This is a genomic window from Nonomuraea sp. NPDC049158 (assembly GCF_040648335.1).
In the GTDB taxonomy this organism is placed as follows: domain Bacteria; phylum Actinomycetota; class Actinomycetes; order Streptosporangiales; family Streptosporangiaceae; genus Nonomuraea.
Window position 1 is genome coordinate 307,035 of the sequence record NZ_JBEZDM010000009.1, and the last position, 22,844, is coordinate 329,878.

The 22,844-nt window shown below is 67.9% G+C and carries 22 protein-coding genes; 17 read left to right on the forward strand and 5 right to left on the reverse strand.

Translation table 11 applies throughout. From position 1 onward, the window contains the following. Positions 1 to 2,713 precede the first annotated feature (2,713 nt). Together AB0B61_RS22135 and AB0B61_RS22140 are read right to left on the reverse strand one after the other, a co-directional pair. Entirely contained in the window at positions 2,714 to 3,073 is a 360-nt protein-coding gene (locus AB0B61_RS22135) for a hypothetical protein (protein ID WP_358434673.1), read from the reverse strand. A 767-nt stretch (positions 3,074 to 3,840) separates the two neighbouring features. Next, positions 3,841 to 4,074 (reverse strand): DUF6444 domain-containing protein, encoded by a 234-nt coding sequence (locus AB0B61_RS22140; RefSeq protein WP_358434676.1) that lies wholly within the window; start codon positions 4,072 to 4,074, stop codon positions 3,841 to 3,843. Positions 4,075 to 4,339: 265 nt separating this feature from the next. Here AB0B61_RS22140 and AB0B61_RS22145 point away from each other — a divergent pair, with 265 nt between their 5' ends. After that, entirely contained in the window at positions 4,340 to 5,809 is a 1,470-nt protein-coding gene (locus tag AB0B61_RS22145) for a S1 family peptidase (protein ID WP_358434679.1), read from the forward strand. Positions 5,810 to 5,896: 87 nt separating this feature from the next. Here the strand turns inward: AB0B61_RS22145 and sulP are convergent, their stop codons facing one another. Continuing rightward, positions 5,897 to 7,579, reverse strand: a complete 1,683-nt coding sequence (gene sulP / locus AB0B61_RS22150) for a sulfate permease (RefSeq protein WP_358434682.1) — start codon at positions 7,577 to 7,579, stop codon at positions 5,897 to 5,899. A gap of 116 nt (positions 7,580 to 7,695) precedes the next feature. On the opposite strand from sulP, the gene AB0B61_RS22155 reads away from it, so the two are divergent. The 3 genes from AB0B61_RS22155 (at position 7,696) to AB0B61_RS22165 (ending at position 10,577) form a co-directional block, all read left to right on the forward strand. Then, complete coding sequence (locus AB0B61_RS22155) at positions 7,696 to 8,379, forward strand: hypothetical protein (RefSeq protein WP_358434685.1); 684 nt, start codon at positions 7,696 to 7,698, stop codon at positions 8,377 to 8,379. Further along, on the forward strand, positions 8,370 to 9,311 hold the full coding sequence (gene sigJ / locus AB0B61_RS22160) for an RNA polymerase sigma factor SigJ (protein ID WP_358434688.1): 942 nt from the start codon (positions 8,370 to 8,372) through the stop codon (positions 9,309 to 9,311). The genes AB0B61_RS22155 and sigJ overlap by 10 nt, the downstream gene beginning before the upstream one ends. A gap of 81 nt (positions 9,312 to 9,392) precedes the next feature. Continuing rightward, a complete protein-coding gene (locus AB0B61_RS22165) occupies positions 9,393 to 10,577 on the forward strand; it encodes an FAD-dependent oxidoreductase (RefSeq protein ID WP_358434690.1) in 1,185 nt (394 codons plus the stop codon). Between the two features lie 75 nt (positions 10,578 to 10,652). Here the strand turns inward: AB0B61_RS22165 and AB0B61_RS22170 are convergent, their stop codons facing one another. Together AB0B61_RS22170 and AB0B61_RS22175 are read right to left on the reverse strand one after the other, a co-directional pair. Then, the gene (locus AB0B61_RS22170) at positions 10,653 to 11,414 is read right to left on the reverse strand and encodes a DUF4184 family protein (protein ID WP_358434692.1); all 762 of its coding nucleotides are present in this window, start codon (positions 11,412 to 11,414) and stop codon (positions 10,653 to 10,655) included. 56 nt (positions 11,415 to 11,470) lie between these two features. Continuing rightward, positions 11,471 to 12,229: a helix-turn-helix transcriptional regulator gene (locus tag AB0B61_RS22175; protein ID WP_358434695.1), complete on the reverse strand. Its 759-nt coding sequence runs from the start codon at positions 12,227 to 12,229 to the stop codon at positions 11,471 to 11,473. 90 nt (positions 12,230 to 12,319) lie between these two features. Here AB0B61_RS22175 and AB0B61_RS22180 point away from each other — a divergent pair, with 90 nt between their 5' ends. The 13 genes from AB0B61_RS22180 (at position 12,320) to AB0B61_RS22240 (ending at position 22,841) form a co-directional block, all read left to right on the forward strand. Continuing rightward, a complete protein-coding gene (locus AB0B61_RS22180; RefSeq protein WP_358434698.1) occupies positions 12,320 to 13,126 on the forward strand; it encodes a phytanoyl-CoA dioxygenase family protein in 807 nt (268 codons plus the stop codon). After that, positions 13,123 to 13,383, forward strand: coding sequence for a hypothetical protein (locus AB0B61_RS22185; RefSeq protein WP_358434701.1), 261 nt, complete (start codon positions 13,123 to 13,125; stop codon positions 13,381 to 13,383). Before AB0B61_RS22180 ends, AB0B61_RS22185 begins: the two co-directional genes overlap by 4 nt. A gap of 449 nt (positions 13,384 to 13,832) precedes the next feature. After that, positions 13,833 to 15,056, forward strand: a complete 1,224-nt coding sequence (locus AB0B61_RS22190; RefSeq protein ID WP_358434704.1) for a macrolide family glycosyltransferase — start codon at positions 13,833 to 13,835, stop codon at positions 15,054 to 15,056. A gap of 3 nt (positions 15,057 to 15,059) precedes the next feature. Continuing rightward, positions 15,060 to 15,554 (forward strand): hypothetical protein, encoded by a 495-nt coding sequence (locus AB0B61_RS22195; RefSeq protein ID WP_358434707.1) that lies wholly within the window; start codon positions 15,060 to 15,062, stop codon positions 15,552 to 15,554. After that, on the forward strand, positions 15,551 to 16,480 hold the full coding sequence (locus AB0B61_RS22200; protein WP_358434709.1) for a hypothetical protein: 930 nt from the start codon (positions 15,551 to 15,553) through the stop codon (positions 16,478 to 16,480). Before AB0B61_RS22195 ends, AB0B61_RS22200 begins: the two co-directional genes overlap by 4 nt. A 15-nt stretch (positions 16,481 to 16,495) precedes the next feature. Beyond that, positions 16,496 to 17,287: a phosphatase PAP2 family protein gene (locus tag AB0B61_RS22205; protein ID WP_358434712.1), complete on the forward strand. Its 792-nt coding sequence runs from the start codon at positions 16,496 to 16,498 to the stop codon at positions 17,285 to 17,287. A 51-nt stretch (positions 17,288 to 17,338) separates the two neighbouring features. Then, positions 17,339 to 18,091: a DinB family protein gene (locus AB0B61_RS22210; protein WP_358434715.1), complete on the forward strand. Its 753-nt coding sequence runs from the start codon at positions 17,339 to 17,341 to the stop codon at positions 18,089 to 18,091. A gap of 231 nt (positions 18,092 to 18,322) precedes the next feature. Next, positions 18,323 to 18,997: a hypothetical protein gene (locus AB0B61_RS22215; protein WP_358434718.1), complete on the forward strand. Its 675-nt coding sequence runs from the start codon at positions 18,323 to 18,325 to the stop codon at positions 18,995 to 18,997. Between the two features lie 138 nt (positions 18,998 to 19,135). Beyond that, positions 19,136 to 19,603, forward strand: coding sequence for a DUF4328 domain-containing protein (locus AB0B61_RS22220; protein WP_358434721.1), 468 nt, complete (start codon positions 19,136 to 19,138; stop codon positions 19,601 to 19,603). 178 nt (positions 19,604 to 19,781) lie between these two features. Continuing rightward, positions 19,782 to 19,928, forward strand: a complete 147-nt coding sequence (locus AB0B61_RS22225) for a hypothetical protein (RefSeq protein WP_358434724.1) — start codon at positions 19,782 to 19,784, stop codon at positions 19,926 to 19,928. A 49-nt stretch (positions 19,929 to 19,977) separates the two neighbouring features. After that, positions 19,978 to 20,526: an RICIN domain-containing protein gene (locus tag AB0B61_RS22230; protein ID WP_358434727.1), complete on the forward strand. Its 549-nt coding sequence runs from the start codon at positions 19,978 to 19,980 to the stop codon at positions 20,524 to 20,526. Positions 20,527 to 20,673: 147 nt separating this feature from the next. After that, on the forward strand, positions 20,674 to 20,982 hold the full coding sequence (locus AB0B61_RS22235; protein ID WP_358434729.1) for a GYD domain-containing protein: 309 nt from the start codon (positions 20,674 to 20,676) through the stop codon (positions 20,980 to 20,982). Between the two features lie 257 nt (positions 20,983 to 21,239). Further along, positions 21,240 to 22,841 carry a glycoside hydrolase family 3 C-terminal domain-containing protein gene (locus tag AB0B61_RS22240; RefSeq protein ID WP_358434732.1) on the forward strand — a complete coding sequence of 534 codons (1,602 nt, stop codon included), beginning with the start codon at positions 21,240 to 21,242 and terminating at the stop codon, positions 22,839 to 22,841. Positions 22,842 to 22,844 lie beyond the last annotated feature (3 nt).

The following is a 22,844-nucleotide window of genomic DNA, read 5'->3' on the forward strand; positions in this document are numbered from 1 at the left end:
CCCTGCCGGTCCTGCCGGTCCTGCCGGTGCTCCGGGTCTTCCGGGCCCTGAGGGTCCCGCCGGTCCCGCCGGTCCTGCCGGTCCTGCCGGTCCTGAGGGTGCTCCGGGTCCTGAGGGTCCTGCCGGTCCTGCCGGTCCTGAGGGTGCTCCGGGTCTTCCGGGTCCTGAGGGTCCCGCCGGTCCCGCCGGTTCCGCCGGTCCTGCCGGTCCTGCCGGTCCTGCTGGTCCTGAGGGTGCTCCGGGTCTTCCGGGTCCTGAGGGTCCCGCCGGTCCCGCCGGTTCCGCCGGTCCTGCCGGTCCTGCTGGTCCTGAGGGTGCTCCGGGTCTTCCGGGCCCTGAGGGTCCTGAGGGTCCCGCCGGTCCTGCTGGTCCTGAGGGTGCTCCGGGTCTTCCGGGCCCTGAGGGCCCCGAGGGTCCCGCCGGTCCTCCCGGTCCTCAGGGTCCTCCCGGTTCGTCGGGGGTCCCCACCGGCACCAGTCAGATCCCCATTTTCACGGCGTATCCGTGTACTGGAGCGGTGGGGTTCGGGTTGGTCTACCCCGTTTGCGGCGATTGATCGCTCTCGGTGCCTGACAAGGTAGATGACTGAAGAGGTGTGTGCCGCAGGCGGCGCACACCTCTTCCGTTTCCGTATTGGGACGCATTCCGACTGGTGACCAGCGGGAGCGGCGGCCTCGGACACCAGGTGCTCAATCTGCTCGGCAGTCCGGCCCGCACGGGTAACGCCGTTGTTCGCGGCCATCACTGCTTTCGACCCTCGACCCTGGACTTGTGATCACGAAGGATCACGTGATGGCCATTCCCCATCCATGATGCCACCCGGCTGTGGACTGAGCCTCTTTCGCTCCCATGACGGCGGGCCGCTGGTCACAGCGTGATCGTGAGTGGGGCGTTCGCCTGACAACGCGGAGAAACCCCTGGTAGGAGAGTTGATCCCCACAATCATGGCCCTCGCACCCAGAGGCTTCGGATGCTGTTCTATGGTAGGTACGCGCCCGGAGTCCCTTGATCGCGTAGTGTGATCGTATGGGGGTGTGCGTGAGTGCGGCAGTCGCTGCGGTGTCAGGCGATCGCCGGGTCGGGCGGCATCCAGAGCTTGCCGGGGAGCGCGTCACGCAGGACGGTCATCACATCGACCCCGTGCTTGATCGCGGTGGACAGGTAGCCGCGCACGGCGTACCGGTGCCGGGTGTTGACCTCTGAACGGAGCCGGCCCGAAATCTTCTGGTGGGTCTTGGCCGGCCGAAGATCCCTCTCCGCTTGGTTGTTTTGTCGGGGGAATCAGCAGGTCATGGGCGAAACACAGGACATCGTCGACGCGGTCACGCAAGACTTCCAACAAGACGCGGCCGATCGGCTGAGTGACGGTCTTGGCCGGGCCTGGCAGGCGCCTGACCTGTGATAGGCCGACGGCGGCCCCGCCGCGGAACATCTTCGTGAACATCGCCAACGTGCCCGCCGGGATCGCTGTGCGCCCCTGCTCACGGGCGAGGTTGACGGCGTGGATCAGGCCACGCAGCATCATCTCAAGCTGCCGGGGCCAGCGCGCGGCTGCGCGTTCTCCTTCTCCAGGATCGCCACGCGCTCGCGCAGTGCGGCGTTCTCGGCCAGGAGGACGCGCGTCAGAGCGATCAACTCCTCGCGGGACGTCTCCTCCAGGCCGGATACCAGACGATCACATCACCATCGACCCGATTGATTAAAGTGACGGACGATCACACACCCAACCGGAATATCACACCCTGCACACGGCCTGAATATTTACGTTCTATGGTGCTGTCGTCGATTTCCGCGCTCAACGCTGAACGGCGTGGCCGGGCTGATCCGAAGGCATGCCAAGTGATCGGGCGCCCGCGGTCATCACTCCGGACAAGGGCAACGACAACCGAGGCGGCAGTATCTGTCGATCCGCTCCAACGAGCGCCTGGTCAATGCCGGCGCAGTCACCTCGGTGGGCAGCCGGGACGAACCCAATGAGATGAGTCGGCGGCGGGAATCTCACCCGCCGCCGCTCTCGGAACCGTGCGTAACAGTCGCACGTTACACGGCTGCCATTGTTGAACCAGCAGGCAATGCTCCATGCCGCCACTGGGCGAAGGTGCCAGGATAGGCCGAGGCGATCTCGGCGAGATTCTGGCGGACCTCACGAGGAGCCCGACGGCATCCTTTGAACTTCCTCTGGCTCACTTCGCCAGAAATGGGTTGATCCACTGCTCCAAGAAACGTATCAACCTGGACTTGTAGTACGCCCGTAGTAGTTGATCCATCCCGCCACGAAGAGGTTTCCTTGTGGCGATTTCCTGGAAACTCACCGGGGAAAGAGACCCGACTTGAGTCTCCCGCCCCATAGTCGAGCGGGTCTGTTTGTCCGGACGCAGGTTCAGGCCGAACTGCCGCACTGGGCCTTCACCCGCCGTGCCCGCGACTCCGGTCCGTTTCTCTCCATGGGGTCGATCGGCGATTGCTTCGACAACGCGGTCACCGAGTCGCTCTGGGGCCGGATGCAGACCGAGCTGCTCCACCGCCCTGCAGATGCGCACCTCGATCGAGTACGAGATGCTCTACCCGCACACCCGTCTGGCGTAAGAGTCAAACAAGCCGACTCCATGGAACTCGGGGCACATCAGAGTCTCCACCGGCCCCGGTCCGGTGGAAGGCGGCGCTGCCACGAGTTGGGCCCGCGAGAGCGCCGCCTATCTTCCTGCTAGGCAGGTCAGAGGCCGAGACCAAGCCCCACACCGACGCCGATGCCCAGGCCCAGGCCGTGGCCGCTGCCGGCCCCGTAGCCGGCCCCGTAGCCGACGCCGCTGCCGGCCCCGTAGCCCGTACCAGCTCCGTAACCGGTTCCGTAGCCGTAGCCCGCGGTGGCTCCGTAGCCGTAGACGGTGGGGCAGACGGGGCGGACGACGGGGACCAGCGTCGGGACGACCGCCACGCCACAGGTGCAGCAGTCGGCCTGAACGGAGGCCGTGGCGCGGCTTGCGTGCCCCGACGCCTCGGCGGAGGCTGCGGCGGCAGGGGATAGGACGGCAATGCCGATGCATGCCGTAGTGACCAGAAGGCGGCGAATCATGTCTGAATTCTCCCTGTAGTAAGTCGCCGGAACAGCCCGTCCGTGCGCGGACTGTGTTGAACAGCGATTACCGAATGTGACCGCTCAGAGAGTACCCAACGGCTGAACAGGTATAAGGGTCGATGACGGTCAGATGACGGCAATGGTTGAGGCCTTAGGACCAAATAAAGCTCGGTGCAATGCAAAGCCTGTCCGATGGCATACATTTGGTTTCTATCGGCTATTTCCATAAAGTTTGCAGGTCAGTGCTATCGCTGCGGCTCTGTGCGACCGGGGATGCCTCGCCGAACAATCTCGTATCCCTGAGAGTCGGCCAGTCCTTTGTTTCCCGACATGGTCAGTAGGTCTGAATTGCCGGTAATATCATGAATTGCGGCCTATTGTGCTCGCTTGGCCTCGCCGAGGGGACCGCTCGACTCCTTTGAGGGGGTCGAGTTATGGAGAGAGCCGCGATGAAGGCCACCGCCGAGTACCGGCTCGGGTGGCCCGCCAGCGGTTGACGGGGTTTCTGGCTCCCACAGAACTAGCCAGTCCGATCTCAGGTCCGTGACCCGGATCGACCGGGGTGCAGGCCCGGTCAGTGTTGTCCGGATGCTGCCCAAATAGACCGCCAGAGACGGTATGGCAAAGCGCGAACTGCCCGGTTGATTGTGCTCGCAGTTGCTTCCCGGTGCGGTGTAAGCATTCACGCCGAGCGCATTCCGGTGCTGGGTGATCGCGAGTTGTGATCGTCTTCGGGCGTGGGGCGCTGCGGATTGTGGCGGGATTCAGGCCGGCGTCGGTTCGTTGGCGGGCTTGGCCTTCGGCTGCGGCTTGCCCGGCAGATCGTCGCTGGACGACGGCATTCCCGAGTTTCCGCTGTTGCGCGAGATCGGCCGCTCCAACCGCGCGACCCGCTCACGCAACTCGCCGTTCTCCTGCTCCAACGCGGTGACCCGCCCAGCCAGAGCACGCACGCGAGCAATCAACTCCTCGCGCGACAGCTCCTCCAGGCCAGACACCCGACGATCTCACCGCGCCCGGCTGAGATGATCAAAGTCACACGATGTGACGAGACCAGAACATCTATCACTTATTGCACACAGGCTGCATGTCTACGGCGCGGCGTGGGGCTTGTTCAGCCCTGGTGGGCGTGAGCTGGTTTATGGTGGCGTTGCCCGGATCGCGTGATCATTGAGTGGTGCGTGGCGATCTCCCCCCTTGATTGGAAATCGAGGTAGAGGAGAGATCATGGTGCGCAGACGTACCGCCGTCTTGGGATGTGTTTTGGCAGTCAGTGTCCTTACCCTGACGGACGCTCCGGCCGTCGCCCAGCCCGAGACCGCGGGTGCCGCGGTCAATGCGGGCGTCCGGAAACCACCGCCGGGCATGGTCGAGGCACTTCAGCGTGATCTTGGTCTCAGCGCCGCACAGGTCCAAGCCCGGCTGCTCAACGAGATCCGGCTGACGCCGATCGCGACCCAACTCCGCCGCAGGCTCGGTAGCCGATACGGCGGCTCCTGGCTCGTGGGAAGCATTGCCCAGACCCTCGTGGTCGCCACCGCCAATGCCTCCGACATCCCCCAGATCCTCGCCACGGGCGCCCGGCCGGAGGTGGTCAGCCGGTCGCTGACCGAGCTCAATGTGATCAAGGACAAGCTTGACGCCGCGCTGCCCGCCCATCCCCCGAACGTGGGCAGTGTGCGCTATGTCGACGTGCGCAACAACGTCGTCACGGTCTTGTCCGAAGACCCCAAGAAGACCGAGGACATCATCAAGGGCATCGGTGTGGACACGTCCGCGGTGCGGGTGCTGGCATCCGGCGAGCGGCCCCAGCCCCTGTACGACCTGGTGGGTGGCGACCCCTACTACATCGGCACCTCGGCCCGCTGCTCGATCGGCTTCTCGATCGTCAAAGGCACCCAGCGCGGGTTCGTCAGCGCCGGTCACTGCGGTAAGGCGGGCAACACCACCACCGGCGTCAACCGGGTCGCTCAGGGCACCTTTCAGGCGTCGACCTTCCCCGGCAGTGACTTCTCCTGGATCAGCGTCAACAGCAACTGGACGCCCAAGCCCTCGGTGAACAACGGCAGTGGCAGCGTGGTCAGCGTCTCGGGGTCCAGGGAAGCCCTCGAAGGTTCCTCGGTCTGCCGGTCCGGCTCCACCACCGACTGGCACTGCGGCACCATTCAGCAGCGCAACGCCAGCGTCACCTACCCCCAGGGCAACATCTTCGAGCTCACCCGGACCAACGTCTGCGCCGAGCCCGGTGACTCCGGCGGCTCCTTCATCTCCGTCGACCAGGCCCAGGGAGTCACCTCCGGCGGTTCGGGTGACTGTGATTCGGGCGGCACCACCTACTTCCAGCCGATCAACGAGATCCTCACCACCTACGGCCTGAGCCTGGTGACCACCGCGGGCAACCCTCCGCCGCCGACCACGGGCACCTGCACCGGCTTCCCGCACACCGTCACCGGCACCCTGGCCAGTGGTGGGTCCGCCTACCAGCCGAACAACCTCTACTACTACTCGGGCGTGAGCGGGGTGCACTCGGCCTGCCTGGACGGTCCCGACGGCACCGACTTCGACCTCTACCTGCAAAAGTGGAACGGTCGGGGCTGGGCCACCGTCGCCGCCGCCGAAGGACCGAACCCTGACGAGAAGATCGCCTACACCGGCACGTACGGCTACTACCGCTACCGGGTGAACGCCTCCAGTGGTTCCGGCCCCTACCTTCTGGGTTACAAGGCGCCGTAGCGTTCCGCGCTGCTCGCTCGCCTTCTCATCGAAAGGCGTCTAAACAGCGCGATAAGGACTGCTAAAAACAGCCGACCGCGGCTGAGCTCACTCCTCGCCCCTGACCGCAGGAGGCCCGTCCCCTGGACGAGTTGACTGCTCAAAGGCGGCCACCGCGGTCGGCAGCGTCGGAAACAGGTGCTCAGGACCGATCGCGGCAGCAAGCCCGTAGGCATCGAGTGAGGTGCGCAGGTCCTGCTTGACCCGGGCCATCGCGAACACGATGCCCCGGCGGACCAGCTCGGCGCGCAACGCCTCGACGGCGTCCAAGGCGGTGACATCCACCTCGACGTTGGCCTCGACATTGAGCACGAACCAGGAGACCTCGCCCTCATGCTGGTCGACGGCGGCCAGAGCGCGGCGCCGGAAATCCTGGGCGTTGGCGAAGAAGAGCGGGGAATCGTAGCGGTAGACGACCAGGCCGGGTACCGTACGCGCCTCGGGATAGTCGTCGACGTCGTGCATGCCGGCCAGCCCCGGCACGAGGCCCAGGATCGCGTCGTGGGGGCGGGCCACGCGGGCCAGCATCTCGGCCACGGACAGAGCGACCGCGAGCAGCACCCCGTACAGGATGTCGAAGACCAGTACCCCGGCGAACGCACCGAGAGCGAGCAGCAGTTCGCTGCGCCTGAAGGCGGCCAGCCTGCGGAACTCGGCCAGGTCGATCAGCCGGCAAGCCGCGTAGACGACGATGGCGCCGAGCGCGGCGGCGGGGAAGTGGGTGAGCAACGGCCCGGCGAACAACAGCACCGCGACCACTCCCGCCAGGGCCACCAGGGAGTACAGCTGGGTGCGGCCGCCCGCCGCGTCGCCGAGTGCGGTACGGCTGCCGCTGCTGCTGACCGGGAACCCGCGCAGCAGCCCGGCGCCCACGTTGGCCACGCCGAAGGCGAGCAGCTCCTGGTTGGCGTTGATCTCCTGGTTGTGCCTGGTGGAGAAGGAGCGCGCGGTGAGCATGTTGTCGCTGTAGCCCACCAGGAGCACGCCGAGGGCGGGCAGCACCAGCTCGCTGAACTCGCCCAGGGCCGGCATGGCCGGCGTCGGCAACCCGGAGGGGATCGTGCCGACCACCTTGATCCCATAGCGCTCCAGCCCGAAGACCGTGACGCAGCCGGTGGCCAGCAGCACGGCGAGGAGTGGCGCGGGTGCCCGTGGCCAGCGCCACTGCAACAGGAACAGGAAGGCCAGGACGGTCGCGGCCAGCAGCAGCGTCCACGGATGCGACTGTGGCAACCCACCGGCGAAGGAGACCAGTTGGTCACGGAAGGTGTCGCCGGACACCGAGGTCCTGGTGAGCTTGCCCAGCTGGCTGACGATCATGATGACCGCCACGCCGGCCAGGTAGCCGACCAGGATGGGCTTGGACAGCAGATCGGCGACGAACCCCAGCCGCAGCAGCCGGCAGACCAGCGCGAGCAGCCCGACGATGACGGCCAGACCGGCCGCGAGCGCTGCGTACCTGCCCGGATCGGCCCCGGCCAGCGGGCCGATGGCGGCGGCTGTCATGAGCGCGGTCGTCGACTCGGGACCGATCGACAGCTGTCGGGAGGAACCGAGGAACGCGTACAGCGCCAGCGGGGCCAGGCTGGCCCACAGCCCGACCACGGGAGGCAGCCCGGCGACCGTGGCGTACGCCATGACCTGGGGGACCAGGTAGGCAGCCACGGTGAGCCCGGCCAGCAGATCACCGCGCAGCCATGCGCGCTGATACCCGGTCAGAAATGAGGTCACATTCTGCTTTGTATCGCACACCGAGCCTCTAAAAGCTCAGAGCGGTCGTATGCCACCCGGCTACGCCTGCTCGGCCTGCTGGGCGAGCAGGCGGTGGCGGTCGGGCGTACAGCCTCGTGCTGTGGTTCCCGATCGCGCTGCTTCCCGACGCGGTCGAGACGGCATTCCAGCTCGCGCTGTGGACCGCGATCGACGTCCTCTACCTGCTCGTTATCCGCTGGCGGTCCCGCATGCTGCGCGCGGCGGCAGGGGTGATGTTCGCGGTCGAGTTGGCGGGGATGGCCAACGTACTGCTCGACGAACTCGACCTCCCAGAGCTGCCGATCCTCGCACTGATCCAGCCGGAGCAGACCGCGCACCTCACCTACACCGGCCGGTCGATGGGCTGCTATGACCGGCCCAGCTTCGGCGACCTGAAACCCGCGGAACGCGACGCCGCGTTCCTCTGCCGAGCGCGGAGCAGAGATGGCGGAGTCCCGCCCATGTTCCCTGACAGCGTGTCGGATCAGGCGATCCTCGCGTACGGGCGGGCGCTGTGCCGTACAAAGGACCGCGACGAGCAGAAGGCGATTCTGGCGCGAGCCGGGAGCGCGTGGCCCGCCAGGGGCGCGGACCCGTGGGACCTCGTCTACGTGTGCCCGGAGATCGTCGGTGCGACCCAGCCCGAGCTGCTGCGGTCGAGCATGGAGACGGAGGCGGAGGTGGCGGGGGTGATAGGCGCGAGCCGGAGGCTTTTATGCATGCCAGAACCATACGAGTTGGTCACGCATGAAGAGTTAGACTTCGGGCCATGCCTTTGACGGTGGATGCTGTCGACCGGTTCGAGCTATCGAGGCCCCGTCTGGAGGCCATCGCCTACCGTCTCCTCGGCTCCGCGGACGAGGCACAGGACGTCGTGCAGGAGACGTTCCTGCGCTGGCAGGCCGCCGACGTCGACCGCGTCGAGGTCCCCGAGGCTTGGCTGACGAAGGTGCTCACCAACCTGTGCCTCAACCAGCTCACCTCCGCGCGGGCGCGCCGCGAGACCTACGTGGGCCAATGGCTTCCCGAGCCGCTGCTCGCCGGGGATTCGATGCTCGGCCCGGCCGACACCGCTGAGCAGCGCGAATCGGTCTCGTACGCGGTCCTCACCCTCATGGAGCGCCTGTCCCCCAACGAACGGGCCGTGTACGTGCTGCGGGAGGCCTTCGACTACCCGCACCGGGAGATCGCCGAAATCCTCGACATCACCGAGGCGGCCAGCCAGCAGATCTTTCACCGTGCCAAGAAGCACATCGCGTATGGCAAAGCCCGCACCGAGATCGACGAGGCCGCCGCCCGGCGGATCGTCGAGGAGTTCCTCGCGGCCGCCACCAGTGGCCAGACCGATGAGCTCGTACGCCTGCTCACCAAGGACGCCATCTCCATCGGCGATGGCGGGGGGAAGGTTCCGGCACGCACCAAGGCGTTCGAGGGAGCCGTCGCGGTCGCGAAGTTCGTGTGGGGCATGTTCAAGCCCGCCGAGGCCAAGCGCGCCATCGTCGGCGGCTCGCCCGAGATATACGCCTGGACCGCCAATGGCGAACCCGCCGTGGTGGCCGTCGTGGCGGGCCGGGTCGTCGCCATCATGTGCCTGGAGGTCACCGCCGAGGGCATCACCGCCTGCCGTACCCAGGCGAACCCCGACAAGCTCGAACGCGCGACCGAGCAATGGGCGGCGGCCGGCCATGGGGAGCCCCTGCTCGTGATGTGAGGTGTCTCACATCGCGTTCCTGTCAGGAAGTGTCGGGCCATCCGGTTCAAGTGGCACATCCGAACCGGACAGGAGCCTGAAATGCAGCATCGCGTCATCGTTCTCGGAGCCGGATACACCGGAGCCAGCGCCGCCGGCCGCCTCGCCAAGCGGGTGCGCCGCGAGGACGTCGCCATCACCCTCGTCAACGCCGAGCCCGACTTCGTCGAACGCGTCCGCAATCACCAGCTCGCGACCGGCCAGGACCTCAAGCCCCGGCCACTCAGCGAGATCTTCGCCGGCACCGGCGTCGAACTGAGGCTCGCGAAGGTCACCGGCGTCGACGTCGACCGCAAGACCGTCGCCATCACCGGTGCGAACGGTGCCGAAGAACTGGAATACGACACTCTCGTGTACGCCCTGGGCAGCGACTGGAACAGCCAAGGCGTACTCGGGACTGCCGAGCACGCCTTCCAGATCGCCGGCCGTACCGGAGCACTCCGGCTACGCGAGCGCCTGGCGGGCCTTGACGCCGGGCAGGCCGTGGTGGTGGTCGGCGGCGGCCTCACCGGCGTGGAGGCCGCCACCGAGATCGCCGAGGCCCGCCCGGACCTCAACGTCGCCCTAGCCGTCAGCGGCGGCCTCGGCGACTGGCTCTCACCCAAGGGGCGCGAGCACGTGAGGAAGGTCTTCGGCCGGCTCGGCATCACCGCCTGCGAGCACGCCGCCATCAGCGGCGTCGAAGCCGACCACGTCACCACCGCCGACGGCAAGGTCATCCCCGCCGCGGTCACCGTATGGACCGCCGGTTTCGCGGTCCACCCGATCGCGAAGGCGACCTCCCTGGAGGTCTCCGGCACCGGCCAGATCGTGGTCGACCGGACCATGCGCTCCGTTTCACACGCTGATGTGTACGCCGTCGGCGACGCGGCCATGGCGATGGGCGCCGGAGACAAGCCGCTACGGATGTCGTGCGCCTCGGGCATCCCCACCGCCTGGCTGGCCGCCGACGCCATCGCGGCGCGCCTGACCGGCCGGAAGGTCCCGAACAAGACGATCGGCTACTTCAACCTGTGCATCTCACTGGGCCGAAAGGAGGGCCTGATCCAGTACGTCACAGCCGAAGACCGTGCCAAGCAGGCGGTCCTGACCGGCCGACTGGCCGCCGTGTACAAGGAACTGATCTGCAAGAGCGCCGCATGGAGCGTCGCCAACCCGACAGTTGGGATGCCGACCCGGCACCGCCGCGTTACGCGTGAGCAGACGCTAATGCAGGAGACTGTATGAACATCGTTGTGGACGACCTTTCCGGCCCGCGGTTCGGGTCATGGCTGCGGTCTGGGCTCAGGCTTGGCCACCACCTCAGGCCGGCGGGCCCGCATCGCGCGCCGCCCGTCGGGTGCTCACCACGTTCCGCCCATGCCAGGCGAGTACGTAGCACGCAAGGACCACAGCGGCCCCGTCGGCGCCTCCCAGGATCATGCTCCGAACCAGGTCGTAGCCGCTCACCGCGGCGCGGTCGGTCGCCGCCCCGGCGGCGGCACCGGCGATCGCGGCCACCGTGACCGTGGCCAGCACCGCGCCGCGCACCCGGCCCGCCACCCCAGGCAGCCGTTCCGGCCGGACCGGGGTCCGCCGGTACCAGAGCGCGAACCATCCGGCCAGGGCCACCAGACCACCTGCCGAACTGGCGTACATGAGCACGTTGAACACACGATGCGGGCCGACGACCGGCAGCCGCAGCACCTGCCAGTGCGTCACCGCGAACCCGCCGACCTGCGTGAACCCGTCCCAGACCAGGTGCGTGGCCATCCCGGCGACCAGCGCCGCCACCACCGTCACGGGCGCCGGCCGCGGCGCGACGGGCAGCCGGGCGCGCAGCCCGGCCGGGGCCAACGCGACCAGCGGCGCCCGGAGCACCTGGTGAAACAGCACCAGCAGCACCGCGCCCGACGGCACCCCCAGCAGCAGCACCCCCCACCATGCGTGCGTGCTCGCCGACGGGAACGGCAGTGGCAGGTAGTACGGCAGATCAGGTATCACCGCCCCGACCGCCAGCGCCGACGGCGGTAACCACCGCCGCAGTGGCAGGATCGCGGCGACATGGCTCAGGGTGAACGGCACACGCCATTATCGGCACTCGCCGTCCGGACGGTGATCTATATCGATATGTCAGTGGATCATCGCCGCGTGCGCAGGACGCGGGGAGAGGCGCCCAGCTCACGGCGGCACGCCTTGTTGAAGGCCTGCAGGTCCGCGATCCCCACTGCCGCGGCGATCGCGGGGATCGCCAGCGTCGACTCGCGCAGCAAGTGCAGCGCCCGCGACAGCCGGCGGCGGCGGATGTAGGCCACCACCGTGTCACCGCTCTGGGCGCGAAACAGCCGGGTGAGGTGGTTGTGCGAAACCCCGGCGGCCCTGGCGACGTCCGGTACGGTCAGCGGCGCGGCCAGGTTCGCCTCGATGTACTCGATCGCCGCGGCCACCACGGCGGGCCGGCTGCCGACCACGGGCAGGCTCGCCACTCGCCAGAGCACCGACCACACCTCGGCCGACGCCCTGGCCGGGGTGCCGGGGACGGCCGCGATGGCCTGGCGCAGCGCGGCGCCGATGACCGGGGCCTGGTCGCCGGCGTCCCGCATGACCGTCACGGTGCGGCGCTCGTCCTCGCCGGGCAGACGGAAGTGCGCGTACAGGTGCTCTGATCTGCCCCGATAGTGGTAATGCACCTCGGCGCCAGGCGGGATCAGGCTCACGTGTCCCGGCTTGATGGCGTGCGTGGTGTTTTCCAGGACGAGTTCGGCCGTGTAGCCGTACAGGTGGAGTTGCCACAGGTCGGGCAGCCGAAATACGTCGTGGAGGCCGACGACGCCGTGCACGCCCACTCCCGCCCCGGCCACCACGGGTGGCTCGGAGAGCGCGATCGTCAGGTGACGCACAGCGCATGTCTACCCCAGCGGGGGAAAATCAACCAGTAGATGATGATTACAACCCACGACACAGCGAGTGTCCGATTCTAGCTTTGAGGCATGAGAACCACTTTGCTCACCTCCGCGCAGGTGGCCGGCTTCGTGGCCGCCGGTTACCTGCGTCTCGACGGAGTCGTCCCGGACGAGCTCAACGACCAGGCGATCGACGTACTGGAGGCGGGAATCCCGCGCCTGCCGTACGGGACCCCGATCGACAAGGCATTCCCCGAGGGGACGTTCGCCCGCCGCCTCATCGAGCTGCCCCAGGTCGCCGGGGCCTTGCACTCCCTCGTCGGGCCCGGCCCGACCGTCGACCACCATGCCGTGCACATCCGCGAGCCGTACAACGGACAGGCCCAGCCGCTGCACGCCGACGCCATCATCGACACCCGCGTGGACGCCTTCGACGTGCAGCTCATGTACTACCCCCGCGAGGTCACCGCGGACATGGGCGGCACCCTCGTGGTGCCCGGCAGCCACCTGCGCCGCGTCAACGAGAGCGACACCGGCCGCTACCAGAACCTGCTCGGCCAGACCCGGCTGACCTGCCCCGCCGGGACGGTGATGCTGCTGCATCACGGCATCTGGCACGGTGGCCGGCGCAACGACAGCGCGGTTCGGCGGCACATGTTCAAGATCCGGTTCAACCCCACCGTCCCGCAGGTGCTCCTGTGGGACACCTCCGACCTCGCCGACCCCGCCGTCCTCGGCGAACTGGGCAGGCGTTTCCCCTGGTACGAGCAGGCGACCGCCCGGCTGGAGTTCCACAATCGGGCACTGCTGTGGCGCGCCATGACCGCGGATCCCTCGTTCGACATCGACTACTGGATCACGCGTGTGAACAACCGCCCCGGGAGGGTCGCATGAAGCAAGAGGTGCTCGTTCTCTACTTGGCCACCTCCGCCCTCGACGCGCCGGTGGTGGGATGGTCCCGCTACGACGGCACCGGGCGTACCGATCCGACGGCGGGCGATGGGGACGAACCGCCGTACACGACGGGGGTGGACGCGCTGCGCGACGGCTGGCGGCTGTTCCAGGCGTCGCAGCTGATCCCGCCGTACCCGGGGCACGAATACGACACGTCGTTTCTCAAGCACGAGTTCTTCTTCGAGAAACTGTCCTGAGGCCGGCTTCCGGCCTGCGAGGGAGACCGAGGCCAGGCCGGTGAAGATCGGCGGGAGCGTGCCGACGTAGGAACGCACCGCGCGGTCGTGGACGGATCCGGGCAGCGAGGACCAGCGGCGGTCCCGCTCAGGCGCGCCGGGAGGCCGGAGGCAGGGCCGCGCCCAGCGGCACCGGCCCCGGTCGCCCGCCCGGGTCGTCCCAGCCGGGCATGTCGATGGTGGGGGCGCTGGCCGCCGACGTTCCAAGTCACCTTCCTCGCGATGTGCTCTTAGCTTCTCAAGTAGTATTGATTGATACTATCGCGAATGCTATAGTCGCGAACGTAGTAGAACTGGAGGTGCTGGGCGGAGGGGGAAGTGGCGATCGTGGACGACGGGCCGGGCCTGTGTCGGGCTTCTCCGGTCTGCCTGGGCGAGGCACAGACCGCCTCCGCGTCGGGGGTCGGCCGGTGAGCACCATCGCGTTCCTCAACATCGCCATGCACGGGCACGTCAACCCGACGCTGCCGGTCGTGGCCGAGCTTGTCCGCCGCGGCCACTCCGTCACCTATCACACCTCGCCCGCGTTCTCGAAGGAGATCGAGGCCACCGGTGCGGCCGTGTGCCTCTACCCCGGGGGTGACCAACCGCTCCCCGATCCGCCGATACCGCTCACGATGCTGGACGGGCTCGCGCGCACCGCCGTCGGTCTGCTGCCGCCGGTGCTTTCCGATCTGCGTCGCATCCGGCCTGACCTGATCGTCCACGGCTCCGCCTGCCCCTGGGGCGCGGTCGCCGCCCGCGAACTCGGGGTGCCGGCGGCGGCGTTGTTCACCACGTTCGCGTTCAACCGGTACGCGCCCAGCCCCACCGCCGCCTCGTGGGAGCTGCTGGCCGCGGCGGCGACCCGGCCCCGCGATGGCCGGGGCTACCTGCGGTCGCGGTGGGAGTTGTCCCGCCGCTACGACACCCGTGGGTTGCCGCTGGTAGACCTGGCGAATGTACGGCAGCCGCTCAACCTGGTCTTCACCTCGCGCGCGTTCCAGCCCGGCGTCGACGCCTTCGACCGGTCGTACCAGTTCGTCGGCCCGAGCATTGGCGTCCGTCCACTCGACCCGTCGTTCCCGGCCGATGGCCTGCGAGATCCGGTGCTGTACGCCTCGGTGGGCACGGTGGTGAAAGCCGACCCGCGGTTGCTGCGCGACTTCGCCACCGCGCTGGCACCCCTGGGCGGCACCGTGATCATCTCCACCGGAGAGACTGATCCGGCCGCGCTGGGTCCGCTGCCGGACAACGTGCGGGCTCGCCGCTTCGTACCGCAACTCGAGGTGCTGGCCCGTGCCGCGCTGTTCGTCTCTCACGGGGGGATGAACAGCGCCAACGAGGCCCTGTACGCCGGGGTTCCGATGCTGGTGGTCCCGCAGGGCGCGGATCAGCCGCTCGTGGCCCGGCGGGTGGTCGAGCTCGGCGCCGGGCTGTCGATCCGTCCCCAGGACGCCGCGGCGGAACCCGTGAACGCCCTCGCCCGACGCCTCCTCGACGAGCCACACTTCCGTGCCGCGGCGGCCGGCTTGCGGGTCGACCAGCGCGCGGCCGGCGGCTATCTGCGCGCCGCCGACGAACTCGAGCGCTACCTGCGCCGAAGCGGCCGGGGCAGCCGGCCGGACCCGGCAGATTCGGCACAGGAGCACTGAGCGATGTCCCCCGTGGTAGTCGTCCTGCTGCTGTTCGCTGGGCTGTCCGAGGCCGTCGGGCGGTTCCTGCCCCTGGTGGCTCGCCGGTCCGGTGTGTCGCGGCCTCATGCGGTTCTGCTCATGCTGACCGGTGCCGTGGTCGAGGGCGCCGCGTTCGCGCTGTGGCCACTGACCGCATGGACCCTCGCCGAGCTGGTGCTGTCCGCCCCCTTGTCGGTCGTTGCCGCGTTGACCTGGACGCCCAGCCTGGTCGCTCCGCTGCTGCTCGCCGCCGTTCTCGCCTTCCCGCTGCTCGGGCCCCTGTTGCACCTGCTGCTCCTCGCGGGAGTCGGGGCCGGCCTCGTCGCCCCGCTCGCCGCCACGACGGGGCTGGACTGGTGGGCTGCCGCAGGTTGCGTGGCCGTCGCTGGGGTCGGGCTGGCCGCCGTCATCGATGGGGTACGGCGCCTGGTCGTGAGGATCAACGCCACCGGGGCGGCGCAGGAGCTGGTCACGTGATCGAGATCCCGCTTCTTGTCCTGCTGCTGGGCCCGGTCCTGCTCGCCGAAGCTCTGCTCGCCCGCTACGAGGTCACGGCCTACACCGTCGGCTGGCGTACTCCGGTCAGCGAGCTACCGCAGGACGTACCGTATGCCCGAGGTGCGGATCCCGACCGTCCTCCGGACGCCTACCTGGTCTATCTGGACGGCATCGGGAAACGTCGCTTCCGCGACACCCGCGACGGGGGCCAGCTGGTCCAAGCCCTGATCGCCGGTGCGCCGGAGCTGCGGGTGCTGGGTCAGGTGCAGCCCTACTCTCCACTGGCCGACCCGCTCGCCGACCGGCCTGTGTGGGCGTGGCTCCGTCACCGCGTCGGGCTCCTGCTGTTCCTGCACAACGTCATGCAGATCTTCGTGGCCGCCGACCACAGGTACCGTCCCCTGTACAACCGCGCCGTGGGCACCCAGATCGTCAACCAGCTGCGCCGGGCGGGTTACCAGCCCGGCAGCGGCATACCTGTGGTGCTGCTCAGTTACAGCGGTGGCGCCCAGGTCGCCACCGGCGCGGTTGAAGAGCTGCACACCCGGCTGCGCGCACCGCTCCTGCTGATCACCATCGGTGGGTTCCACAACGGCGCCAACGATCTCACCCACGCCGATCACCTGCATCAGCTCACCAGCGCGAGCGACTGGATCGAGCGGGTCGGCACCTGGATCTTCCCTCAGCGTTGGCGGCTGTTCCGCCGCAGCGGATGGAACCGGGCCGGCCGCGCCGGAAAGATCACCGTACACAGGCTTGACCCGGCCACCCACATGGGGCCGCGCAGCTACATCAGCCCAGAGCCGCAGCCGCCCGATGGCCGCAGCTTCCTCGACCGCACCGCCGACACGGTGATCGCACTCATCCGGGCCCACTGCGGCGCGCCTGCTGTTCGGGACCGGTGAGTTAGGGTGACCCGCGTGAGCCCACATGAGGTGGCAGTAGGCCGATTATCGACCCTGGTTGCTCGTGCCCGATCGGCGGCACTTGTCGGGAAGATGGGTGGGCGGCCCGCGCCACTCGTCGAAGCGGCCGGTCTGCTGCTCGTGATCCTGCTCTTCGCCCGGCTTCATGCCGCCGTCGGGACGGACGTCGCAGCCGCCACCGCCAACGCTCTGACCGTGCAGTCCATAGAGCGGGCCGTCCACCTGGACATCGCGCTGAGGGCGAACCAGTGGCTGACCGAGCATCCAGCCCTCATCCAGCCGGCGGTGTACTACTACCGCCTGTACTACCTCGCGATCGTCGGTGTGCTGGTGTGGGTCTTCGTCCGGCATGCCGATGTCTACCTCAAGGTCCGGCGGACCCTCGTCGCGATGGTCGTTCTCGTGCTGCCCGTTTACTGGGCGCTGCCCATGTCGCCCCCACGGTTCGCCTTGCCGGGCGTCGTCGACATCATCGCCGAGTACGACATCCTGGGCAGCCATGCCGCACGCGAGATCGCGAACGGCCAGAACCTGACAGCGATGCCCAGCATGCACGTGGGGTGGTCGTTGTGGTGCGCGTACGCCGCATGGTGCGCGCTGCGCTCCTCCCATCCGCGACTGGCGCCGCTGCCGTGGATCTTTCCGCTGGGCATGATGGCAGTCGTGCTCGTCACGGGGAACCACTACGTGCTCGACATCGCCGGAAGTGTCGTGTTGCTGCTCGTCTCCATCGCGGTCGCGTCAGCGTGGGGCCGCCTCGTCGAGCGCCGGCGTGCGCGGGATTGAGCGCCTGAGGACATCCTGTACCGTCACGGCCGTTTCGGGCACAATGGCGCGATGGCAACGCAGTACGACGACACCGACGCGTTCCGCGGTGCGAGCTTCACTCGCGCCACCTTCGCCGCCGCGAAGTTCCGCGACTGCGACATGCGCCAGGTCAAGATCGTCGACTCCTTGCTCATGGACGTCAGCGTGTCTGGAGACGTGCGCAACTTCCTCGTCAACGACGTGGACGTCACCCCCTTCGTCGAGGCCGAACTCGACCGGCGACATCCCGAGCGCGTACAACTGCGGGCGATGCGGACAGCCGATGACTTCCGCGCGATGTGGGACACGATCGAACGGCTCTGGCTGGAAACGGTCGCCCGCGCGGAGAGGCTGCCTGAATCGGCTCGCCACGAACGGGTCGATGGCGAGTGGTCCTTTGTCGAGACGCTGCGCCACCTCGTCTTCGCTACTGACGCCTGGGCGAGCCGGACGATCCTCGACGAGCCGATGCCGTTCCACCGGCTCGGCCTCACCTACACCGGCTATCCGCCCACGGACGCGGCGGCACTCGGCGTAGACCTCGACGCGCAGCCGTCGTACGCGGAAGTGCTGGAGGCACGCGCCGGCCGCATGGCGCTGGTGCGCGGCATCGTCGACGGCCTCACCGACACCGAGCTTGTACGGATGTGCACACGCGCACCCGCGCCCGGCTATCCCGAGGAACCCCGCTCGGTCGGCGGTTGCCTGCGCGTGGTGATGAAGGAGGAGTGCGAGCATCGCCGCTACATGGTGCGCGACATCGCGGTGCTCGAAGCACGCTGACGGCCTTGGATGACCAGATCGCTGGAAGATCCCCTGGGAAGCCATCGATCGGCTTGCTGAGCGCTACGAGCGCCTTCGGGAGGTGCGTCCCGGAGATTTCAGGCTGGGACGACGAAGCCTGTGTCGGGCGGCGGCGGCATGTACGAACCGCCCCTCTCCTTCAGTCTTCACCGGCAAGGGACGCGAGAACAAGACTGTTTCTAGCTGCTCGATCTTGTGAGACTGACGGGCATGACCAGCCTGAACGAACATGACTTCGCTGATCTCGTCCGTCGGCTCGCGCATGTCCGCTGGATCGCCGGAGGTACCGGCGCGGGCAAGAGCACCCTCAGCCAGGCCTTGGCCGAACGCTATGACGCGGTCGTCTATGACGGCGATCTGGCCGAACGTCACTACATCCGACGGTGTTCTCCGCAGCGACATCCCTACATGTGCGCGCTGCTGCGAACACCCCTGGAACAGAGATGGACGGGCCGTACCCCGGAAGAGATCTTCCAGAGCATGCCCAGTCTGCACGGCGAGACAATCGGACTCGTCATCGAAGACCTGCTCGCCCTGCCCGCCGACCGACTCGTGCTGGTCGACGATTTCCGTATCCTGCCCGAACACGTCGCACCATTGCTGACGTGGCGTGAGCAAGCCGTATTTCTGCGGCCAACGCCTGAATTCCGGCGCCATGCATTGGGCGCCCGATTCGCTGACCCAGCCCGAGCGCGAGCCAATTGGGGAAACTGCGACCACGCCGAGGCGATGGCGAATCGGCTGGGCCGCGACGAGCTCTGGGACGACGAGGTACGACGCCAAGCTCTCAAGCAGGACTTGCCGGTCCTGGAGGTCGACGGCTCTCAAGGTATCGCTGAGTTGGCCGACGAACTGGCTGTGAGGTTTCTCCTGGCCAGGAGCTGACTGTGCAGGCTTGGCTGGTCTTCTGGGGGACACCTGAACGGACGATCGTAGCTTGCTAGGCCACGTGGCTAAATGGGTTGGTTTCAACGTTCTTGGCCCGACATACTGATTCGCCCCCCATTTTGAAAGGGCCCCTCCATGTATCCGCCACCCCCCTCCTACCCCGGCTACCCGCCACCGCCGATGCCGTTGCGTCCGGTTCGCGGCGTCGCCATCTTCGCCGTGGTGGCCCTGGTGTGCGACTCCCTCATCGGCGTCGTCGCAGCCGTGATCGACCTCTGGTACGCCTCCTCCCGCGTCCCCTCTCCTCCCCGGGGGTTGTTCAACGCCTGGTGGGCGGCTTGGCTGATCGGCATCTGGATGACCAACTTGGGGAGCCGCCTGCTGTTCAATGCCGACGAGCTGGAGTCGCTGGCCGCCGCCGCGCGGTTCGACGTGGTGAGTGTCGGGCTGATGCTCATCGCGGCCGTGCTGGCGATCGGCGTCATCCGCAAGATCACCGAGGCCCAGGAGGAACACCGCTCGGCGGCTGTCATCGGTATGCCTCTCGGCGCCCCCGGTGGCATGGCTCCCGGCGCTCCTGGCGGTGGCTACCCGGGGTACTGACGGTCGTGCCGAAGGCCAGACGGTTGGTCTTCAAGCAGCCGCCGCTCGGCGATCGTCTGCGGGTGCGAGGGCCTGTCCGCTTGTGGCCACTCGGCCATTCTGGGGTGGACGGGCGGGGATCAAGCACTGATGCTGGTGGACAGTACCGTCATGATCATCGACCGACTGGGAGAGCCGTATGAAGACCCGTACCTGGACTCGCCGTGCTGTCGCTTCGGCCGTCGGCCTGGCCGCCGTGCTGGTGCTGGGCATCGCTCCCGCGCATGCGGATACCGTGATCCGCAAGCCGCAACAGCCATCACCGCAAGGTGCCATGATGCATTGAGTACGGGGTACTCAAGCCACGCTGGCCCCACGCCAGCACGCTGGGTTACATGAAGTCACACATCCTTCGCACGGCAGCCGTCATCGCTCCCCTCCTCACCCTCGGCGCGACCACCGCCGCCCCGGCATCCGCCGCGCCGTCGTCCAGGGCCGTCTGGGCCGCGTCGAACGTCCAGCTCGTGAACTGGCAGACCGGTAAGTGCCTGACCATCGCCGGCGGCGTCAGCACCGAGAACAACGTCCACGCCGTCCAGTACACCTGCGACAGCCACCCCTCCCGCCGCTGGGACGTCTGGGGCTACTCCAGCGCGTACCTGCAGATCAAGAACCGCCAGACCGGCAAGTGCCTGACCATCGCCGGCGGCGTCAGCACCGAGAACAACATCGTCGCCCTCCAGTACACCTGCGACACCCACCCCTCGCGCTACTGGGCGCTTGGCAGTCAGATCGGCCAACACCTCCAATTCCGGAACGTCCAGACCGGCAAATGCCTCACCATCGCCGGCGGCGTCAGCACCGAGAACAACATCGAGGCCGTCCAGTACACCTGCGACAGCCACCCCTCCCGCTTCTGGGAAATCCGCGACTACTACGGCTGAGCCCTCACGAAGGCTGCGGCAGGGAAAAACCAGTACAGCGGGAGGGATTACCGTCGCCCTAAGCGGAGAATTTCGACCTCGTGACCGCAATGGCCGTCCAGCGCAGGGTGGCGGCACGAGAAGAGGGACTCGACCATGCCTAAGTACATGATCCAGGCGACCTACACCGCAGAGGGCCTCAAAGGAGTGTTGCGAGATGGCGGCACCGGGCGGCGGCAAGCGGTGGAACGCATGGCGGAAAGCGTCGGTGGCCGGGTCGAGGAGATGTATTTCGCGTTCGGCGAGACGGACACGTATGTGATCGTCGAGCTGCCGAGCAACGCGGCTTCGGCCGCTGTGGGGCTCACGATCTCGGCGACCGGGGCGGTACGCACGAAGACGGCTGTCCTACTGACGCCAGAGGAGATCGACGATGCCGCGCGGATGGAGGTGGCATACCGGGCTCCTGGCGCCTGACAGATCTCTTCAGGCCTGGGAACGGGCACCAGCAGGACGGTCCTAGAGGCTCGTCACCAGCGGAAACGCGGTGGCGGGCCTCTCGCGTTGTGTTCGGATGTCGTAGGCCGCTTCGTTGCGGACTCGTTACGGATCCACATCTTGCCGCCTCCACGATGCTTGCTGTTAACGTGATTACGCGCGTTGGTTACGCGAGTAAACAGATCTCCGAGCCCTCAGGTTCGGGGGATCATCTGCTGGAAGGACCGGTACGTGCCATGAACGAAAAGATCGATATCCCCGTGGCGCTCACGGCCCTCTCCCTGGAAGAGAAGGCCGCACTGCTCTCCGGCAGGAACGCGTGGGAGACCGCGGGCAACGAGCGCCCGCGGATCGCGTCGGTGGTGTTGACCGACGGCCCGCACGGCGTACGGAATCTCGCCGCTGACGTCCGGCAGTCCGGATTCGGCGTGGCTGAGCCGGCGACATGCTTTCCCACGGCGGCGGCGCTCGGCTCGTCCTGGGACGCCGACCTGCTCACCCGGGTGGGCGAGGCGCTCGGGGCCGAGAGCCGGGCCGCGGGAGTGGCGGTCCTGCTGGGGCCGGGCGTCAACATCAAGAGGTCGCCTCTGTGCGGACGCAACTTCGAATACCTGTCGGAGGATCCCCTGGTCGCCGGCCGGCTCGGGGCGGCGCTGGTGAGCGGCGTCCAGAGCCAGGGCGTGGGCGCCTCGGTCAAGCATTTCGCGGCGAACAACCAGGAGACCGAGCGGATGCGGGTCAGCGCGGAGGTCGACGAATGGACGCTGCGGGAGATCTATCTGCCCGCCTTCGAGTACATCGTCCGCACCGCGAAGCCGTGGACGGTGATGGCCGCCTACAACCGGATCAACGGCGTGCACGCCGCGCAGAATCGCTGGCTGCTCACCGAGGTGCTGCGCGAGGAGTGGGCGTTCGACGGGGTGGTGGTCTCGGACTGGGGCGCGGTCGCGGATCCGGTGGCCGCGGTCGCGGCCGGTCTGGACCTGGAGATGCCCGGTACGAGTGGCGCCAGCGCGGCGCAGCTCGTCAAAGCCGTACAGGGCGGACATCTTCCGGAGAAGGCGCTCGACCAGGCCGTCACGCGCCTTCTGGAACTGCTCGACCGCGTGGCCGGTGGCGAGCCGGCGCACGAGGTCGACTTCGCGGCACACCATGCGCTGGCCAGGCGGGCCGCCGCTGAGTCGGCCGTCCTCCTGAAGAATGACGGCTCGATACTTCCGCTGGACGCTTCTGGGAGCATCGCGGTGATCGGTGAGCTCGCGCGTACGCCGAGGTTCCAGGGCGCGGGAAGTTCCCAGGTCAATCCCGTCAAGGTCGACAACGCCCTGGAGGCGCTGGAGCTGCTGTTCGAGCCCGGCTACCTGTTGTCCGGCGAGCCGGATACCACTCTGCTTGATGCGGCGGTGGCGGCGGCCGCGGTGGCCGAGGTCGTCGTGGTGTTCCTGGGTCTGCCGGAGGGGGAGGAGTCCGAGGGGTTCGATCGCCGGCACATCGATCTGCCGGCCGTACAGCTGCGATTGCTGGAGGCCGTCGCGCGGGTCAACCAGAACGTGGTGGTGGTCCTGGCCAACGGTGGCGTGGTCGAGGTCGCGTCCTGGCAGCATCACGCCAAGGCCGTACTGGAGGGCTGGCTGGCCGGTCAGGCCGGTGGCGGCGCGCTCGCCGACCTGCTGTTCGGCCGGGTCAACCCTTCGGGCCGGCTGGCGGTCGCACCCATCTTCCTGGCGATCGGCGCCACCGGCGGGGAGAAGAACTACGCCCTGCTGTACTTCATCGCGGCCGCGTTCACCGTGGCCGGTGGCCTGGTCGTCCTGCTGCGCGTCAAGTCCGTCCGCTAATCA

Excerpts from the sequence above, each read along its gene's own strand:
- AB0B61_RS22185 (WP_358434701.1), top strand. The coding sequence starts at position 13,123 with ATGAAGCAAGAGGTGCTCGTTCTCTACTTGGCCACCTCCGCCCTCGAC.
- AB0B61_RS22235 (WP_358434729.1), top strand. The coding sequence starts at position 20,674 with ATGATCCAGGCGACCTACACCGCAGAGGGCCTCAAAGGAGTGTTGCGA.
- sigJ (WP_358434688.1), top strand. The coding sequence starts at position 8,370 with ATGCCTTTGACGGTGGATGCTGTCGACCGGTTCGAGCTATCGAGGCCC.
- AB0B61_RS22215 (WP_358434718.1), top strand. The coding sequence starts at position 18,323 with ATGACCAGCCTGAACGAACATGACTTCGCTGATCTCGTCCGTCGGCTC.
- AB0B61_RS22220 (WP_358434721.1), top strand. The coding sequence starts at position 19,136 with ATGTATCCGCCACCCCCCTCCTACCCCGGCTACCCGCCACCGCCGATG.
- AB0B61_RS22195 (WP_358434707.1), top strand. The coding sequence starts at position 15,060 with ATGTCCCCCGTGGTAGTCGTCCTGCTGCTGTTCGCTGGGCTGTCCGAG.
- AB0B61_RS22230 (WP_358434727.1), top strand. The coding sequence starts at position 19,978 with ATGAAGTCACACATCCTTCGCACGGCAGCCGTCATCGCTCCCCTCCTC.
- AB0B61_RS22240 (WP_358434732.1), top strand. The coding sequence starts at position 21,240 with ATGAACGAAAAGATCGATATCCCCGTGGCGCTCACGGCCCTCTCCCTG.
- AB0B61_RS22225 (WP_358434724.1), top strand. The coding sequence starts at position 19,782 with ATGAAGACCCGTACCTGGACTCGCCGTGCTGTCGCTTCGGCCGTCGGC.
- AB0B61_RS22165 (WP_358434690.1), top strand. The coding sequence starts at position 9,393 with ATGCAGCATCGCGTCATCGTTCTCGGAGCCGGATACACCGGAGCCAGC.
- AB0B61_RS22210 (WP_358434715.1), top strand. The coding sequence starts at position 17,339 with ATGGCAACGCAGTACGACGACACCGACGCGTTCCGCGGTGCGAGCTTC.
- AB0B61_RS22135 (WP_358434673.1), bottom strand. The coding sequence starts at position 3,073 with ATGATTCGCCGCCTTCTGGTCACTACGGCATGCATCGGCATTGCCGTC.
- AB0B61_RS22180 (WP_358434698.1), top strand. The coding sequence starts at position 12,320 with ATGAGAACCACTTTGCTCACCTCCGCGCAGGTGGCCGGCTTCGTGGCC.